The organism is Rhodopseudomonas sp., assembly GCF_013377015.1.
Classification (GTDB): domain Bacteria; phylum Pseudomonadota; class Alphaproteobacteria; order Rhizobiales; family Xanthobacteraceae; genus JARJEH01.
The window spans coordinates 1,147,097-1,160,313 of sequence record NZ_JACABA010000002.1 but is presented as its reverse complement, the minus strand read 5'-3'; the positions used below and the strand labels follow the sequence as shown (position 1 = coordinate 1,160,313).

Sequence of the window (13,217 nt, the reverse complement as noted above, 5' to 3'; positions counted from 1 at the left end):
TGTCGACGGTATCAGGTACCTTACGATACGATCGACGAAGCCTGTAACTCCGCCTGCCGACGCCGGTCAGCCATCCGGCTTTCGCCGCTCTCGTCGCCGAAGCATTCGTTGAAGTCATTGCAATGCGAGCACACAGGGGTGCTGCACATCACCATACCGTCGTCTTCGCAGAGCTTGCGATAGAAGAACCGCTTCCACCGCATGTTCCTGGTATTATCCTGCGCCAACGGCGCGAAGTGCCGCATCAGCAGCCGCGTCAGTTCGGAGCGGTCACGCAAGCCGAGATCCTCCCAGAGATGGTTCGGCTCCATCGCCCGGCGCGCCACCAGCGCGGCGAGCCAGCGGCTGACCTCGCCGTGGGTGGAGCGATGCGCGAGCAGCAGATCGCGTAACATGGTGACCTCGTCGTCCTCGGCAGGCTCGCCGGTGGCGAGCACCGAGAACAGCACCGAAATGTGCGGAAAGAATCCCGTCATCAGCGTCGCGAAATCGTTGGCGCCGAGTCCGCAGCGGTCCACGATCGAGCCCGGTTCGGTCGCAGCGACCGCAAGAATCGAGGCCAGCACGTGACGGTCGAAGGCGCGGTCGCTGTCGATTTGCGCCTCGGCGGAGTCGCAACCGGTCAGGGCCCGATAGGCGGTACGCGCCGGCGACACGACCCTGCCCGTCACCACACCGCGCGGCATCGGTGCCTGAGAAGCCGCCTGGCCATATGTCGCCGCGCCGATCATATCGCGTTCCTTCAGAGCCCGAGTTCGCTGGCCTTGACGTGGGTCTGGCAATCCTTCGGGCAGACCCGGTTGCAGGCCGAACAGCCGATGCAATTGCCGGCCTGATCCAGCACCATCACCTTGCGGACGAATTCCTCGTCGTCATCGTCGTTCTCGAGACTGCAGGCGACCAACTCGCCGTCCTCGTTGACGCCCATCAGGTGCATCACGTCGCGGGAGCAGACCTTGTAGCAGCGGCCGCAGCCGATGCACTTGTCGCCATCGATCGCGGTGATGTAGGTCGGTTCCCACGGCTTGCCGTCGCGGCTGGAAAATATCGTCATCGACTCTGCTCCTGTGGCGCGGCCACGGGCCGCGCGAAATGTCAGCTTGCGTTGGCTTCGAGCTCTTTCAGCGCCTTGCGGGCCTGCTCGAGCACTTTGAAGGCGTCATAGGTATCCTGCGCGACGGTCAGGATCGACTGCCAGTTGACCGGCAGCTCCTCCGACAGATCGTGCAGGTTCATCTTCATGTTGATGGCCCGAGCGGACAGTTTCTTGATCTCGGCCTTCATGGTGTCGATATCGGACATGGTTTGCTCCGGCTTCGCTCAGATCGCGGCGACTTCGGGATATTTTCGGATCATCTCGACGCCGGCGGCGACCAGCTTCTCGCCGTCCTCGGCCAGCTTGCCGAGATTGTCGAAGCCGAACCGATGCACGTCGCGCAGCTGCTTGTTGACGACAATCAACCGGCCCGCCGCCAGGATCATCCGGCCGAAGCCCTCGTGATGCATCTTCATCATCGGGGTGACCATGACGCCGGTCTCGCGCTCGATCGACAGCGCCACCGCGTTGTAGAACAGCTCGAGCCGCCACAGCGTTTCCGGATCCGGATCGCCCATGATCGGAATCTCGCGACGACGCTGTTTGTCGACGATGTAGGGATCGATCAGCACCAGATCGCTCTTGCCGTCCCAGGCGCCGTGGGTGTCCTGCGCCCGCCACTGCTTGATCAGTTCCTTGACGAACAGGGATTCGGTCGCGGCGTCCGTTGCGGTTGCGATTGCGTCAGCCATTGTCCACCTCGTCGGCAAAATCGAGCTTGCGTTCCTCGCCCTTCAGCAGCGCCTTGCGCAGCCACGGCGGCGGCACGCCGCGCAGCACTCCCTGCAGCTTCTCGAGCAGATCGCTGATCAGCTCCGGCTGAGCGACCTTGAGCGGATGCACGTTGTTGGCGACGACGCGGGCGGCGCCGGAGCCGCCGATCGCCGCGACGTAGAGAATCGCGCAATCCTTGATGGCCTCGATCTTCGGCGTCAGCTTGTCCTCATTGCCGTCCTCGGCGAGATCGCTGGCGAACTGCACCGCCTCGACGAAGCGATAGTCATCCGGCGAGATCTCGTAGATCGCGATGTTTTTGGCCCAGCCGAAATGCGCATCGACGCGCTTCAGATCCTGGGTAGCGAATGCGACCTTCATGCCGCCGCTCCGTTGTTTCGCATCGACACTCTCCCTCGATTCCACACTAATGAGCCGTAACCTTCGCATCGCCTTGTTCCGCCATGACGCCGGCCTGCCGCCAGCTGTCGATCGTCGGCTCGCGAATCGCGGCGATGAACAGATTGCCGACGGTGAAGATCAGGTCGCGGGTGCCGCGATAGCCGACCGCGAGCTGATGGGCCGCGCCGAGCCGATCGAAGATCGGCAGGCCGATCCGGTGCAGCGGGACGCCAAGCCGCTCCGCCGCCTGCCGGCCATGCGAATGCGTCACCAGCAGATCGCAGCCTTCGGCGCGGGTTTCGAGATCCTCCAGATCACCGACCACGACCTCGTCGGCCGGAACCTGTTCGAGCACCGGCGATGTCGTGGTGGTCACCGCTGCGGTGATCCGGCATCCCATCTCGGTGAGCCAGCCGCCGATATTCAGCAGCATATCGGGCTCGGCGCCAATCGCGACCTGCTTGCCGCCGAAATAGAAATGACCGTCCAGCATGGCGTCGACCAGCTGGCTGCGCTGCCGGCGATATTTTTGCGGCACCGGCCGTCCGCTGATCCGCGCGAGACAAGCCATCAGCGCGTCGCTCGCCGCCAGCCCGGTGAGCCGGCGCAGCAGCGTGAATGGAATGCCGGCCTTGGCTTCGAGGGCAATGGCCGCGGCGCGCATCTGCTCGCCGATCGCCAGCGTATGCACCGCGCGGCCCATCGCGGCAATTTCGCCGACCGCGACGCCGCCATGGGTGGTCGGGGTGAAATCGTCCGGGACGTGGCCATCGAGCGAGCCGGAGATGTCGGGCAGAAAGGTCGGCTGCAGACCGAACGCCTCGATGATGTCGCGCAACTCGTCGAGATCGCCGGCGGTCAGATGGCTGCCCGGCAGCACATTGATCCGCGCCGGATCGCGCGCGCCGGCGGGCGCCTCGACCAGAACGTCGACCATCTTGGCGACGGTCGTCGCCCAGCCGTCCTCGAACGCATCCTTGAAATCCGGAGTCGAGACCGGGACCAGCGCGACCCCGGCCAGTTCCGGATGCTTGGCACGAATGACCTTGATGAAGCTGTCGAGGTCGTCGCCCTTGATTTCGGTGACGCCGGTCGAACAGATCCCGATGATGTCGGGCTTGGTGCGATTGACGATGTTGACGATCGCCTGCTCGACATTGTCGAAACCGCCGAGCACGGTCGCGACTTCGCTCATCGCGGTGGTCTGCAACGGAATCGACTCGCGGAAGTGCCGCACGAACAGCACCAGGCCAAACGAGGTGCAGCCCTGCGAGCCGTGCAGCAGCGGCATACAATTGCGCACGCCCATGAATGCCAGCGCGGCGCCGAGCGGCTGACTCATCCGCAGCGGATTGACGGTGCAGTATTTTCCGGAGCTGACGACCTTGGCCATGACCGCGACCTCACGCGACCCTGGCGGCGGGCGCGGCGTCCGCCGCGACACGCCCCAGAATGGATGCGATCTTGTCCTTGCAGCCGCCGCAGCCGCCGCCAGCCTGCGTCAGCTGCGTCACCTGGGCGATCACGGTGAGATCGTGGCTGCGGACCGCGTCCTCGATGGTGCCTACATCGATCTGCCTGCAGTGGCAGACCAGTTCGCCGCGGCGCTGCGCTTCGGCGAGTGCGGGATCGGCGGCGAGCGCCGCCGCGTCCGCCGCATTGGCGGCGTCGGCGCGATCTTCCCAGCTGATCTCGGCCCATGGCGCCGGGGCGCGCACCTGCGCCCAGATCGGATTCGACAGCGCCTTGTCGATCTGCCGCACCAGCTCGACCACGCCGACATAGCCTTCGTAACCGTAGCTGCGCTCCTGATTGATATCGAGCCAGGGCATCCTGGCCTTCAGCGCGACGAATTGCGAACGGCCGCCGGACAGCATGATGTCGGCCTGGGCGTCCTTCAGCATCTTGTACATCTCGCGCGGTCGCAGATCGTCGATCTGATGCACGTCGGGGCTCATCTCCTTGAGCCGCTCCTTGTCTTCCTTGGTCGATTTCTTGACGCTGGTTCCGACAATGGTCAGCCCGGCCTCCTGCAGCGCCGCGACCACCGACCACGATTTGACACCGCCGGTGATCAGCAGAACCTTCTTGCCCGTAAGCCGCGGCGTGAACGCCTTCAGCGCCTCCCAGGCGCGGGCCTCCTCGCGGGCGATCACCGCCTCGACCCGGCCCATCAATTCGTCCGGCGCGCCGCGCGCGATCAGCAGGGTCGCGATCTGCCGCAGTGAATCCGAGGTGTCGGTGATGCCGTAGAACGAGCCTTCGAAGAACGGAATGCCGTAGCGCTCTTCCATCTTGCGGGCGACGTTGATCATCGCGGTCGAGCACACCATCATGGCGGCTCTGGCACGATGCGCCCGCGCCACCTCGTGGTAGCGCGCATCGCCCGACAGGCAGGACAGGATACGGATGCCGAGCTCGTCGAGCAGCGGCTTGACCTGCCAGAATTCGCCGGCGACGTTGTATTCGCCGATGATGTTGATGTCGTAGGGCGTGGTGAAATCCGGCTCCTGTGTGCCGATTACGTGGTCCAGCATCGCCTCGCCGGCGAGCTTGTTGCCGAGATTCTTCGGCCCGACGAAGCCCGGCGAGATGATCGGGATCACCGGCTTGCCGAATTTCGCAGCCGCGAGTTTGCAGACCGCGGCTATATCGTCGCCCATCATCGCCGGCACGCAGGTCTGATAGACGAACACCGCCGGCGGATCGTATTTCTCGATGATTTCGCGGATCGACTTGAACAGCCGCTTTTCGCCGCCGAACACCACGTCGTTCTCACCCATGTCGGTGGTAAAGCCGGTGCGATACAGCTTCGAGCCCGACGACTTGACGCCGCGGTTGTCCCACGACGAGCCCTCGCAGGCGATCGGGCCGTGGACCAGATGGGCGACGTCGACGATCGGTTGCAGCGCGATCTTGGCGCCGTCGAAGGCGCAGCCACCGGCGGCACCGCCGGGCTGCAACGGCTTGGTGCAGCCCTTCTTGCGTTGCTTCTCGGACTTGCCGGTATTGGTGGCGCAGCCTGGCTCGTTGAAGACTTCTTGAATCTTGTCGGCCAGGCTGCTCATAGCAATACTCCGATGGTCAGTCGTTCCGTCCTCGTCGCATCAGCGGATGATATCGAAGCTGATGTCGTTCTTGCCGGCGACCACGTCCTTGTCGAGCTCGTCGAAGATCTTATCGAGGATCCAGACCAGCACGTTGAGCGCGCCCTGATAGCCCCACACCGGATAGCGGTGGTGGTGATGCCGATCGAACAGCGGGAAGCCGATCCGGATCAGCGGGGTGCCGGTGTCGCGCTCGAGATACTTGCCGTAGGTGTTGCCGATCATGAAGTCGACCGGCTCGGTGAACAGCAGCGAGCGCAGGTGCCACAGATCCTTGCCGGGATAGACGTGGCAGTTCTTGCCGAACGGCGAGGAGGCGAGCAGCGTTTCGACTTTCTCCGCCCAGGCCTTGTTGCCGTTGGTGGCGAGGATGTGGGTCGGTTCGCCGCCGAGCTCGAGGATGAACGCCGCGAGGCCGAGGCAGGTGTCGGGATCGCCGTAGATCGCGAACTTCTTGCCGTGGATATGCGCGCTGGAGTCGCCGATGGCGTCGACCAGCCGGCCGCGCTCCTTGGTCAGCGCGTCGGGAATCGGCTTGCCGGTGAGGCGCGACACTTCCTGCAGGAAGGCGTCGGTGCCGGCGACGCCGACCGGGTGGTTGAACGCCTTCACTTCCTGGCCGTGCGCGGCGATCGTGGCGAGCGTCTTCTCGGTGCAGAACTCCTGCATCGAAATCGTCGCCTTGGCGTGGATGGCGTTGGCGGCCTGCTCCAGCGTGGTGCCGCCGTCATACATCCGGAATTCGCCGTCGGCCGGCGTGTCCCAGACGTCGCTGTTGTCGCCGAAGATGGTGTATTCGACGCCCATCACGTCAAACAGCCGCTTGATCTCGCGCAGGTTGCCTACGGTGTAACCGTCGAAGCCACCGATGAAATTGATCGAGTTGTTCGGCTGCCGCTCCAGCTTTGGCACGGTGCCGGCCTTGCCGTCCCAGAAATGCTCGACGACGCCCTTCATGACGTTGTCGTAGCCGGTGATGTGGCTGCCGACGAAAGCCGGAGTGTGGGCGAAGGTGACGTCGAAATCGGCCGGAACCGAGCCCTTTTCCTTGGCGCCCTTGATGAAGGCGTTGAGGTCGTCGCCGATCACTTCCGCCATGCAGGTGGTCGAGACCGCGATCATCTTCGGCTTGTACAGCGCGTGTGCGTTGGCCAGACCGTCGATCATGTTGTTGAGGCCACCGAACACCGCGGCGTCTTCGGTCATCGACGACGACACGCAGGAGGTCGGCTCCTTGAAGTGGCGCGAGAAATGGCTGCGATAATAAGCGACGCAACCCTGCGACCCATGCACGAACGGCAGGGTCTTCTCGAATCCGACCGCGGCGAACACCGCGCCGAGCGGCTGGCACGCCTTGTTGGGATTGACGGTGAGGGCTTCACGGGCGAAATTCTTCTCGCGATATTCCGCGGTCTTGGTCCAATCGCGAACCCGATCGAGTTCGGCGGCGGGCACACGATTTTCGAACAGCGCCCGCTTGTTTTCGATCATCTTGGCGTATTCGGGCTCTCGGAAGAGCTCCTGGTGGTCGAGGATTTTTTCTGCGTTCTGGCTCATGACACGTTCTTTCCGAACAGATCGTTCGCTGGGCTCCCGGCGTAACGCCGGGAGCGAATGAGAATTGCGCTTTCTCAGTTTCGAAAAGCCTTAGCTCCAGGGAGCCTTGGCCAGTTTCCAGACCGGCGCGTTGATGGCGATGTCCATATCGCGGGCGAAGATCGCAAACCCGTCATAGCCGTGATACGGACCCGAATAATCCCAGGAGTGCATCTGCCGGAACGGCACACCCATCTTCTGGAACACGTATTTTTCCTTGATGCCGGAACCGACCAGGTCGGGCTTCACCTTTTCGACGAATTTCTCGAATTCGTAGCCGGTGACGTCGTCATAGATCAGCGTGCCGTCTTTGACGTAATGCGTGGTGCGCTGATAGTCGTCGTTGTGGCCGAATTCGTAGCCGGTGCCGACCACTTCCATGCCGAGGTCTTCATAGGCGCCGATCACGTGGCGCGGACGCAGACCACCGACGAACAGCATCACCTTCTTGCCCTGCAGGCGCGGCTTGTACCTGTCGATCACCGCCTGCATCAGCGGCTTGTACTTGGCGATCACCTGCTCGGCGCCGGCCTTGATCTTGTCGTCGAAGTGGCTGGCGATCTCGCGCAAGCTGGCCTCGATCTTGGTCGGGCCGAAGAAGTTGTATTCCACCCACGGAATCCCGTACTTCTCTTCCATGTGCCGGGTGATATAGTTCATCGACCGGTAGCAGTGCAGGATGTTGAGCTTGGCCTTCGGCGTCGCCTCGAGTTCGGCGATCGAACCGTCGCCGGACCACTGAGCGATCACCCGCAGGCCCATCTCTTCGAGCAGGATACGCGACGACCAGGCGTCGCCGCCGATGTTGTAATCGCCGATGATGGCGACGTCGTAAGGCGTCGATTCAAAGTGGGCGATCTTGTCGCCGGCCTTGTCGAATACCCAGTCCCGCACCGCGTCGTTGGCGATGTGGTGGCCGAGCGATTGTGACACGCCGCGGAAGCCTTCGCAGCGCACCGGCACGATGGTCTTGCCTTCATACTGCTTCGACTTCGCCTTGGAGACGGCCTCGATGTCGTCGCCGATCAGGCCGATCGGGCATTCCGACTGGATGGTGATGCCCTTGTTAAGCGGGAACAGCACCTGGATCTCGTCGATGATCTTGCCGAGCTTCTTGTCACCGCCGAAGACGATGTCCTTCTCCTGGAAATCGGAGGTGAACTGCATCGTCACGAAGCTGTCGATGCCGGTGGTGCCGACATAGTAATTGCGACGCGATCCCCAGGAATACTGGCCGCAGCCGACCGGACCATGGCTGATGTGGACCATGTCCTTGATCGGTCCCCACACCACGCCCTTGGAACCGGCGTAGGCGCAGCCGCGGATCGTCATCACGCCGGGAATGGACTTGATGTTCGATTTCACCGAACATTCCGACTTCTCGGCTTCGTACGTGTTGAGATGCTTGGCGCGGCGCTTGGCGGATTTGTCCGGATAGGCCTCAAGGACCTCCGCGATCAGTTGCTTGTTGCGCGCCTTGATGTCTTCTGGTGTCTCTGCAAGTGCTGTGCTCATCGTCCTACCTCGTTTCGCGGGGCCGCTGGTCTGGATGCCGGCCGCGGATCGCGGCCGGCATTGTCACGGCTGATTGATCAAGCGGTCGCGGCTGCGAGCTTCGCGGCTTCCTTCGCGGCAAGCTCGGCAAGTGCCTGCTCCTCGGTCTTCATGATACCGAAGTCGAGCAGCATCTCTTCCAGCTCTTCCATCGTGATCGGGGTCGGGATGGTGCCCTTGCCGGCATTGGCGTGGATCTTCTCGGCCAGGTTGCGATATTCCTGAGCCTGCTGGCAGTCCGGCGCGTACTCGATCACGGTCTTGCGACGCAGCTCGGCGTGCTGAACGATGTTGTCGCGCGGCACGAAGTGGATCAGCTGCGAGTTGAGACGCTTGGCGAGCGCTTCGGCGAGGTCGAGCTCGCGGTCGGTCTGGCGTTCGTTGCAGATCAGGCCGCCGAGGCGGACGCCGCCGGAGGACGCGTATTTCAGAATGCCCTTGGCGATGTTGTTGGCGGCGTACAGCGCCATCATCTCGCCGGACATCACGATGTAGATTTCCTGCGCCTTGTTCTCGCGGATCGGCATCGCGAAGCCGCCGCACACCACGTCGCCGAGCACGTCGTAGGAGACGTAATCGACGTTCTCATAGGCGCCGTTCTCTTCCAGGAAGTTGATCGCGGTGATGACGCCGCGACCGGCGCAGCCAACCCCCGGCTCGGGACCGCCGGCTTCGGTGCACTTGATGCCCTTGTAGCCGATCTTCATCACGTCTTCGAGTTCGAGGTCCTCGACCGAACCGGCTTCGGCGGCGAGGCTGAGCACGGTGTCCTGCATCTTGGTGTTCAGGATCAGGCGGGTGGAGTCCGCCTTCGGATCGCAGCCAACGATCAAGATTTTCTGGCCCAGATCGACCAGAGCCGCGAGGGTGTTTTGCGAAGTGGTCGACTTGCCGATGCCGCCCTTGCCGTAGAATGCGATTTGCCGAAGTGCCATTGTGTTTCTCCGTTGCCCTTTTGCCGATTGATTGTTGTGCGCGAACTGCGCCGTCTCTTTCCGTTGGAAACCGTCGCATGGCGCAGATGCGGACGTTGCCTTTCGCAATCGTTGCTCAGTCAACAACCCATCGCCTTGCTGATCCCTGTTTTGCAACGACCGTGCCAACCGCCGCGAAAGGTAAAAACGCGTGTAGTTACGCGCAGATAACCGAGGTCATGCGGTTCGTCGGCGGGATGTTTCAAATCCGACATCGCGGCGTTGCGGCCGACATCGGCGCGCGGCGGTGTCCGAAACGAAACAACCGATGCGGAAAACCTGCGTGGCGTCGGCAATTCTCGGACAAGCGCCGCGAACCGGCGCCGCGGACACGACCGCGCGATCGCGCGGCGGGCACCGATCGTCGTCACTGCTGGAAGTTTGCGGGAGGCGCTATGCGGACAGCTTGTGGTCGTGTCCGGCCTCGGCCAGGGCGGCGACGAATTTCGCCAGCGGCAATTCGATCCGCTGGATGTTCTGCTCGTCGAGAAACCGCGCCTCGTAGCGGCTCGGCGTCTCCGGCAGCACCGCCCAATGCCGGTCCGACGACCGCTTCATGATCTGCCGCGCGAACACCCGATCGAGCTGAGTGTCGAAGCGGCAGCCCAGGAACAGAAAATGCCGGTCCTTGCGCAGCGTCTGCACCGGGAGCGGAACCGGGGTCTGAATGTCGATTTCGGTCATGACCTCGACAAAGTCGCTGTCGGAGACCAGATAATTCATCGCCGGCGCCACCGAGCCGAGCGGCTGATACAGCAGCGTCGCCCATTGCGCGGCCTCGTCCGGCGCCGGCGCGAACAGCGCCGTTTCGTCGGCGACGATGCTCGGAACGGCCTCGGGCAACTCGGTGCCGTCGGCGCGGAAGTAGTGCACCCAGCGGCCGAAATGCTCGGTCTGGCTGACGCCTTGCGCCATGCCCCAGTCGTTGCGTCCCGCCAGCGCCTTTTGCGGCAGGTCGTCGTACCAGGCATGGACCAGCAGCGGCAGCGCCGGCAGCGCCGCGAGCTGACGATGCAGCGCCGTCGGCGGCGTGTCGGACCGGAACGCCTCGGTCATCAGCGAGGTCAGCGTCTTACGGTGCTTGAAGTTCTCGATGTATTGCGCGGCGCCGGTGAGATTGTTGCGGACCTTGTGCGGCACCGTGGTTTTCGCGGTCAGCCGGGCGACCAGCTCCCCCGGCGTTCCCGGCGGACATCCCTCACCCGCCAGCGCCAGCACGCCGCAGCCGAGATAGGGAATGACCTTGCCATCGCGGAACCCGGCGACAATCTCGTCAATGATCTGAACAGTCATTCCTCAACCTCGTTGCTGCCGGCGCGCAATCGGTTCATGCCGCCACCTTGTGCTGGACGACGACAAGTCCGGTGGCGCGGTCCGGATCGATGGTGAGGCGCCAGCAATGATCGGTGCCGTCGACCAGATACAGGCTGAACCGCGGATATTCGCGGAATGGCTGTTCGGAGTCGACGTCGGAGGCGTCGCAGCGCGTCAGCGACAGGCCGGGGAATTGCCGGCGCAACGCCACCAGCGTCTGGGCGTCGGCCTCGGCTGCGCCGAGCAGCGCTTCAATCCTGGTGAGATCGTCGGCCGACAGCGCCATCGCTATTCGCTCAGCCGTCGCGCTTCGACCGTGATTGGCAGCTTGGTGTCGGCCGCGAGCGCCGGCAACTCCAGCTGCCAGCCATTGGCGAGCGTCACTTTGCCGCCCCAGATCTCCGGATTGTCCATCGCCACGATCGGCTCTTCCAGATCCTTCTTCGGCACATAGGCCGAGAGCTGGCCCTGCGCGCTCCTGCGGATCATCACCTTCATCAATATCTTCCTTGGTTTGGCCGCCCGAGCGACGACGATTTGTTGTTTGAGCATGATCCTGGCCGAAAACCGGTATCCACTTTTCGGGGATCATGCTCTACAGCGCCGCGATCTCCTCCTCGAGACAACCCACGACACGATTGGGAGCGAATTCGACCAGATAGACCGGCCTATTGGTTTCGACATGCATGCCGACCTGGACGACCTCGCCGGCGTCGCCGGTCTTGGCCAGCAGCGCGCCCTCGGGCTGTTCGGGGAACGAGCCGTCATTGAACAGATCGACGAAGGCTCGCACCCGCTGGCCCCACTGAAATTTCGGCTGTGCCGGCTCCATCACGCGACCTCCCTGTCCGGGGCATCGACGGCAGCGGCTGGCTCCAGTTCCTTGCGCTTCATCCCGACCTTGCGTCCGAGTGCGACGAAGTCGACGGTGTAGATGTAGAATTGCTGCAGGAAGGTTCCGATCCCGACCACATAGCCTTCGTCGCCCTTGGTCACCAGCACATCGCCGATTTCCTTGCCGGGGAAAGTGCCGTCATTGCGGATGCTGAGGCGCGAGCGCACCTTCTGCCCGTAGGCGAAAGCCGGCGGACCGTCGAGTTCGACAACATCGCTATCGCGGTTGATCTTGCTCACGGGCATGTCTCCGTTACTTGCGTTGGAATCAGGCTCGCGACCGGCTGGGTGGTTTCCGCGGCGACGCGAGTCCATGCCAGGTCCCGTACCACCGGGTCCGGATCGTCCAGCAGCCTGTTGAGTTCGGCGGCATCGACCCGGCTCGCGACTTCGTAGCGAACGCGCCAGTCGGCATCGTCGATCCGCCCCAGCAGCCGACCGGGCGACATCCGCCGCGCCGCTTCGAGCCGGACGTCGCCGTCCTCGTCCATCGCGATGTGGGTGAGCCATTCCGTGCCGATCCGGCGGGCCACCTCGCGGCGAACCTCTGTATCCGGATCGAGCACCAGCAGCGGGAGCATCGACGGCGCCACGCGCCGGGCGATCACCAGCCGCACGTAATAGTCGGAATCGTGAAACATCGGCCGCAATTCGTCGTCGCCGAGCACCGAGGCGACGCGGATCCTCACCTCACGATGCGCGTCGTTGCGCAGCGGCAGCAAGAAGCGTTTCGGCAGGCGGCGGGCGGCACACCAGCGCACGGTCTCGTCCGGATCGTCCAGCATCCGCGGCAGCAGAAAGACGGTGGCATAGCCGGCGGCGATGGCGCGCACCTCGAAATAGGGATGGTCGAGGTAGTCGTCCGCGAGCGCCCGGTTCCAGTCGAAGAATCGCTCGATTCGTCTGGCGTAACGATCCTGCACGCAGGCACGCTTCAAGGCGCAGCGACCCTCGGCCAACAGCGCCTGACGCGGGCAACTTGCGCAGCTCACCTCCTCGCCGCGCCAATCCTTGGCTTCGTCGATGTCAGTCGTCATCGGGCTGTCCGATCCGCTGCCAGACGCCGAGCAGCACGCCGGCATTGACCTTGTCGCTGGGATCGAGTTCGAGCAGCTTCTCGATCGCCGCGTGGCCTTCGCCGAGATCGCCCAAGCGCATCCGCAGATAGGCGTAGGCCTTCAGCGTGAACAGATAGAACCGCGGCAGCACCGCGGCGTAGGTGGAGAACTCGGCGTCTGCGCGCCGTACCTTGCGCCAGTCGGAATCGAGACCGTTGTCCCGCGCCGCCTTGGCGAGGCAGGACTCGGCGATCTCCAGCGCCTGGTCCAGCTTGCCCTTGTAGAAGTAGAACCGGTACAGACCGATCAGCACCGCCGCGTGATCCGGCGCCAGCGCCCGCGCCTCGCGCAGATGCTGCTCGGCGATGTCGTCGCGCTGATATTGCATCCCGGCGAGGTCCAGATGCCGCTGCGCCTCGAACGGCAGTCCCGCGCCGAGCAGGGCGTTCGCCAGCAGCGACTGCTCCGGCCCGGACATCGTCAGCTCGCTGTGCAGCGCCCCCGGCAT

General features: G+C 63.7%; 17 protein-coding genes. All 17 read right to left on the bottom strand.

All coding sequences use genetic code 11. The features are described 5' to 3' along the window. Nucleotides 1–20: 20 nt before the first annotated feature. The 17 genes from HXX15_RS13955 to HXX15_RS13875 all read right to left on the bottom strand — a co-directional run bounded on the left by HXX15_RS13955 (nucleotide 21) and on the right by HXX15_RS13875 (nucleotide 13,217). Nucleotides 21–686, bottom strand: a complete 666-nt coding sequence (locus HXX15_RS13955; RefSeq protein WP_296516952.1) for a nitrogen fixation protein NifQ — start codon at nucleotides 684–686, stop codon at nucleotides 21–23. A 56-nt stretch (nucleotides 687–742) separates the two neighbouring features. Beyond that, complete coding sequence (gene fdxB, locus HXX15_RS13950) at nucleotides 743–1,054, bottom strand: ferredoxin III, nif-specific (RefSeq protein ID WP_296516658.1); 312 nt, start codon at nucleotides 1,052–1,054, stop codon at nucleotides 743–745. Nucleotides 1,055–1,095: 41 nt separating this feature from the next. After that, the gene (locus tag HXX15_RS13945; RefSeq protein WP_296516657.1) at nucleotides 1,096–1,302 is read right to left on the bottom strand and encodes a CCE_0567 family metalloprotein; all 207 of its coding nucleotides are present in this window, start codon (nucleotides 1,300–1,302) and stop codon (nucleotides 1,096–1,098) included. Between the two features lie 18 nt (nucleotides 1,303–1,320). Next, the gene (locus HXX15_RS13940; RefSeq protein ID WP_296516656.1) at nucleotides 1,321–1,788 is read right to left on the bottom strand and encodes a NifX-associated nitrogen fixation protein; all 468 of its coding nucleotides are present in this window, start codon (nucleotides 1,786–1,788) and stop codon (nucleotides 1,321–1,323) included. Next, nucleotides 1,781–2,191 carry a nitrogen fixation protein NifX gene (gene nifX, locus HXX15_RS13935; protein WP_296516655.1) on the bottom strand — a complete coding sequence of 137 codons (411 nt, stop codon included), beginning with the start codon at nucleotides 2,189–2,191 and terminating at the stop codon, nucleotides 1,781–1,783. Before nifX ends, HXX15_RS13940 begins: the two co-directional genes overlap by 8 nt. Before the next feature lie 46 nt (nucleotides 2,192–2,237). Further along, nucleotides 2,238–3,605, bottom strand: coding sequence for a nitrogenase iron-molybdenum cofactor biosynthesis protein NifN (nifN, locus tag HXX15_RS13930; protein ID WP_296516654.1), 1,368 nt, complete (start codon nucleotides 3,603–3,605; stop codon nucleotides 2,238–2,240). Between the two features lie 10 nt (nucleotides 3,606–3,615). Beyond that, nucleotides 3,616–5,280: a nitrogenase iron-molybdenum cofactor biosynthesis protein NifE gene (nifE, locus tag HXX15_RS13925; RefSeq protein ID WP_296516653.1), complete on the bottom strand. Its 1,665-nt coding sequence runs from the start codon at nucleotides 5,278–5,280 to the stop codon at nucleotides 3,616–3,618. A gap of 39 nt (nucleotides 5,281–5,319) precedes the next feature. Then, the gene (gene nifK / locus HXX15_RS13920) at nucleotides 5,320–6,876 is read right to left on the bottom strand and encodes a nitrogenase molybdenum-iron protein subunit beta (RefSeq protein ID WP_296516652.1); all 1,557 of its coding nucleotides are present in this window, start codon (nucleotides 6,874–6,876) and stop codon (nucleotides 5,320–5,322) included. Between the two features lie 90 nt (nucleotides 6,877–6,966). Further along, the gene (nifD, locus tag HXX15_RS13915) at nucleotides 6,967–8,430 is read right to left on the bottom strand and encodes a nitrogenase molybdenum-iron protein alpha chain (RefSeq protein WP_296516651.1); all 1,464 of its coding nucleotides are present in this window, start codon (nucleotides 8,428–8,430) and stop codon (nucleotides 6,967–6,969) included. Between the two features lie 77 nt (nucleotides 8,431–8,507). Further along, a complete protein-coding gene (gene nifH, locus HXX15_RS13910; RefSeq protein ID WP_296516650.1) occupies nucleotides 8,508–9,404 on the bottom strand; it encodes a nitrogenase iron protein in 897 nt (298 codons plus the stop codon). A 432-nt stretch (nucleotides 9,405–9,836) separates the two neighbouring features. Further along, entirely contained in the window at nucleotides 9,837–10,736 is a 900-nt protein-coding gene (locus HXX15_RS13905; RefSeq protein WP_296516649.1) for an SIR2 family protein, read from the bottom strand. A 34-nt stretch (nucleotides 10,737–10,770) separates the two neighbouring features. After that, a complete protein-coding gene (locus tag HXX15_RS13900) occupies nucleotides 10,771–11,043 on the bottom strand; it encodes a hypothetical protein (RefSeq protein WP_296516648.1) in 273 nt (90 codons plus the stop codon). Between the two features lie 2 nt (nucleotides 11,044–11,045). Further along, entirely contained in the window at nucleotides 11,046–11,255 is a 210-nt protein-coding gene (gene nifT, locus HXX15_RS13895) for a putative nitrogen fixation protein NifT (RefSeq protein WP_296516647.1), read from the bottom strand. Nucleotides 11,256–11,352: 97 nt separating this feature from the next. Then, complete coding sequence (locus HXX15_RS13890) at nucleotides 11,353–11,589, bottom strand: nitrogen fixation protein NifZ (protein ID WP_296516646.1); 237 nt, start codon at nucleotides 11,587–11,589, stop codon at nucleotides 11,353–11,355. Continuing rightward, nucleotides 11,589–11,897, bottom strand: coding sequence for a nitrogen fixation protein NifZ (locus HXX15_RS13885; protein ID WP_296516645.1), 309 nt, complete (start codon nucleotides 11,895–11,897; stop codon nucleotides 11,589–11,591). The genes HXX15_RS13890 and HXX15_RS13885 overlap by 1 nt, the downstream gene beginning before the upstream one ends. Next, nucleotides 11,888–12,688 carry a 4Fe4S-binding leucine-rich repeat protein gene (locus HXX15_RS13880; RefSeq protein ID WP_296516644.1) on the bottom strand — a complete coding sequence of 267 codons (801 nt, stop codon included), beginning with the start codon at nucleotides 12,686–12,688 and terminating at the stop codon, nucleotides 11,888–11,890. Before HXX15_RS13880 ends, HXX15_RS13885 begins: the two co-directional genes overlap by 10 nt. Further along, on the bottom strand, nucleotides 12,678–13,217 hold the full coding sequence (locus tag HXX15_RS13875; RefSeq protein WP_296516643.1) for a tetratricopeptide repeat protein: 540 nt from the start codon (nucleotides 13,215–13,217) through the stop codon (nucleotides 12,678–12,680). The genes HXX15_RS13880 and HXX15_RS13875 overlap by 11 nt, the downstream gene beginning before the upstream one ends.

Bases quoted from the DNA above. Each gene is read 5' to 3' on its own strand.
- HXX15_RS13955 (WP_296516952.1), bottom strand. From the start codon at position 686: ATGCCGCGCGGTGTGGTGACGGGCAGGGTCGTGTCGCCGGCGCGTACC.
- fdxB (WP_296516658.1), bottom strand. From the start codon at position 1,054: ATGACGATATTTTCCAGCCGCGACGGCAAGCCGTGGGAACCGACCTAC.
- HXX15_RS13945 (WP_296516657.1), bottom strand. From the start codon at position 1,302: ATGTCCGATATCGACACCATGAAGGCCGAGATCAAGAAACTGTCCGCT.
- HXX15_RS13940 (WP_296516656.1), bottom strand. From the start codon at position 1,788: ATGGCTGACGCAATCGCAACCGCAACGGACGCCGCGACCGAATCCCTG.
- nifX (WP_296516655.1), bottom strand. From the start codon at position 2,191: ATGAAGGTCGCATTCGCTACCCAGGATCTGAAGCGCGTCGATGCGCAT.
- nifN (WP_296516654.1), bottom strand. From the start codon at position 3,605: ATGGCCAAGGTCGTCAGCTCCGGAAAATACTGCACCGTCAATCCGCTG.
- nifE (WP_296516653.1), bottom strand. From the start codon at position 5,280: ATGAGCAGCCTGGCCGACAAGATTCAAGAAGTCTTCAACGAGCCAGGC.
- nifK (WP_296516652.1), bottom strand. From the start codon at position 6,876: ATGAGCCAGAACGCAGAAAAAATCCTCGACCACCAGGAGCTCTTCCGA.
- nifD (WP_296516651.1), bottom strand. From the start codon at position 8,430: ATGAGCACAGCACTTGCAGAGACACCAGAAGACATCAAGGCGCGCAAC.
- nifH (WP_296516650.1), bottom strand. From the start codon at position 9,404: ATGGCACTTCGGCAAATCGCATTCTACGGCAAGGGCGGCATCGGCAAG.
- HXX15_RS13905 (WP_296516649.1), bottom strand. From the start codon at position 10,736: ATGACTGTTCAGATCATTGACGAGATTGTCGCCGGGTTCCGCGATGGC.
- HXX15_RS13900 (WP_296516648.1), bottom strand. From the start codon at position 11,043: ATGGCGCTGTCGGCCGACGATCTCACCAGGATTGAAGCGCTGCTCGGC.
- nifT (WP_296516647.1), bottom strand. From the start codon at position 11,255: ATGAAGGTGATGATCCGCAGGAGCGCGCAGGGCCAGCTCTCGGCCTAT.
- HXX15_RS13890 (WP_296516646.1), bottom strand. From the start codon at position 11,589: ATGGAGCCGGCACAGCCGAAATTTCAGTGGGGCCAGCGGGTGCGAGCC.
- HXX15_RS13885 (WP_296516645.1), bottom strand. From the start codon at position 11,897: ATGCCCGTGAGCAAGATCAACCGCGATAGCGATGTTGTCGAACTCGAC.
- HXX15_RS13880 (WP_296516644.1), bottom strand. From the start codon at position 12,688: ATGACGACTGACATCGACGAAGCCAAGGATTGGCGCGGCGAGGAGGTG.
- HXX15_RS13875 (WP_296516643.1), bottom strand. From the start codon at position 13,217: ATGCCGGGGGCGCTGCACAGCGAGCTGACGATGTCCGGGCCGGAGCAG.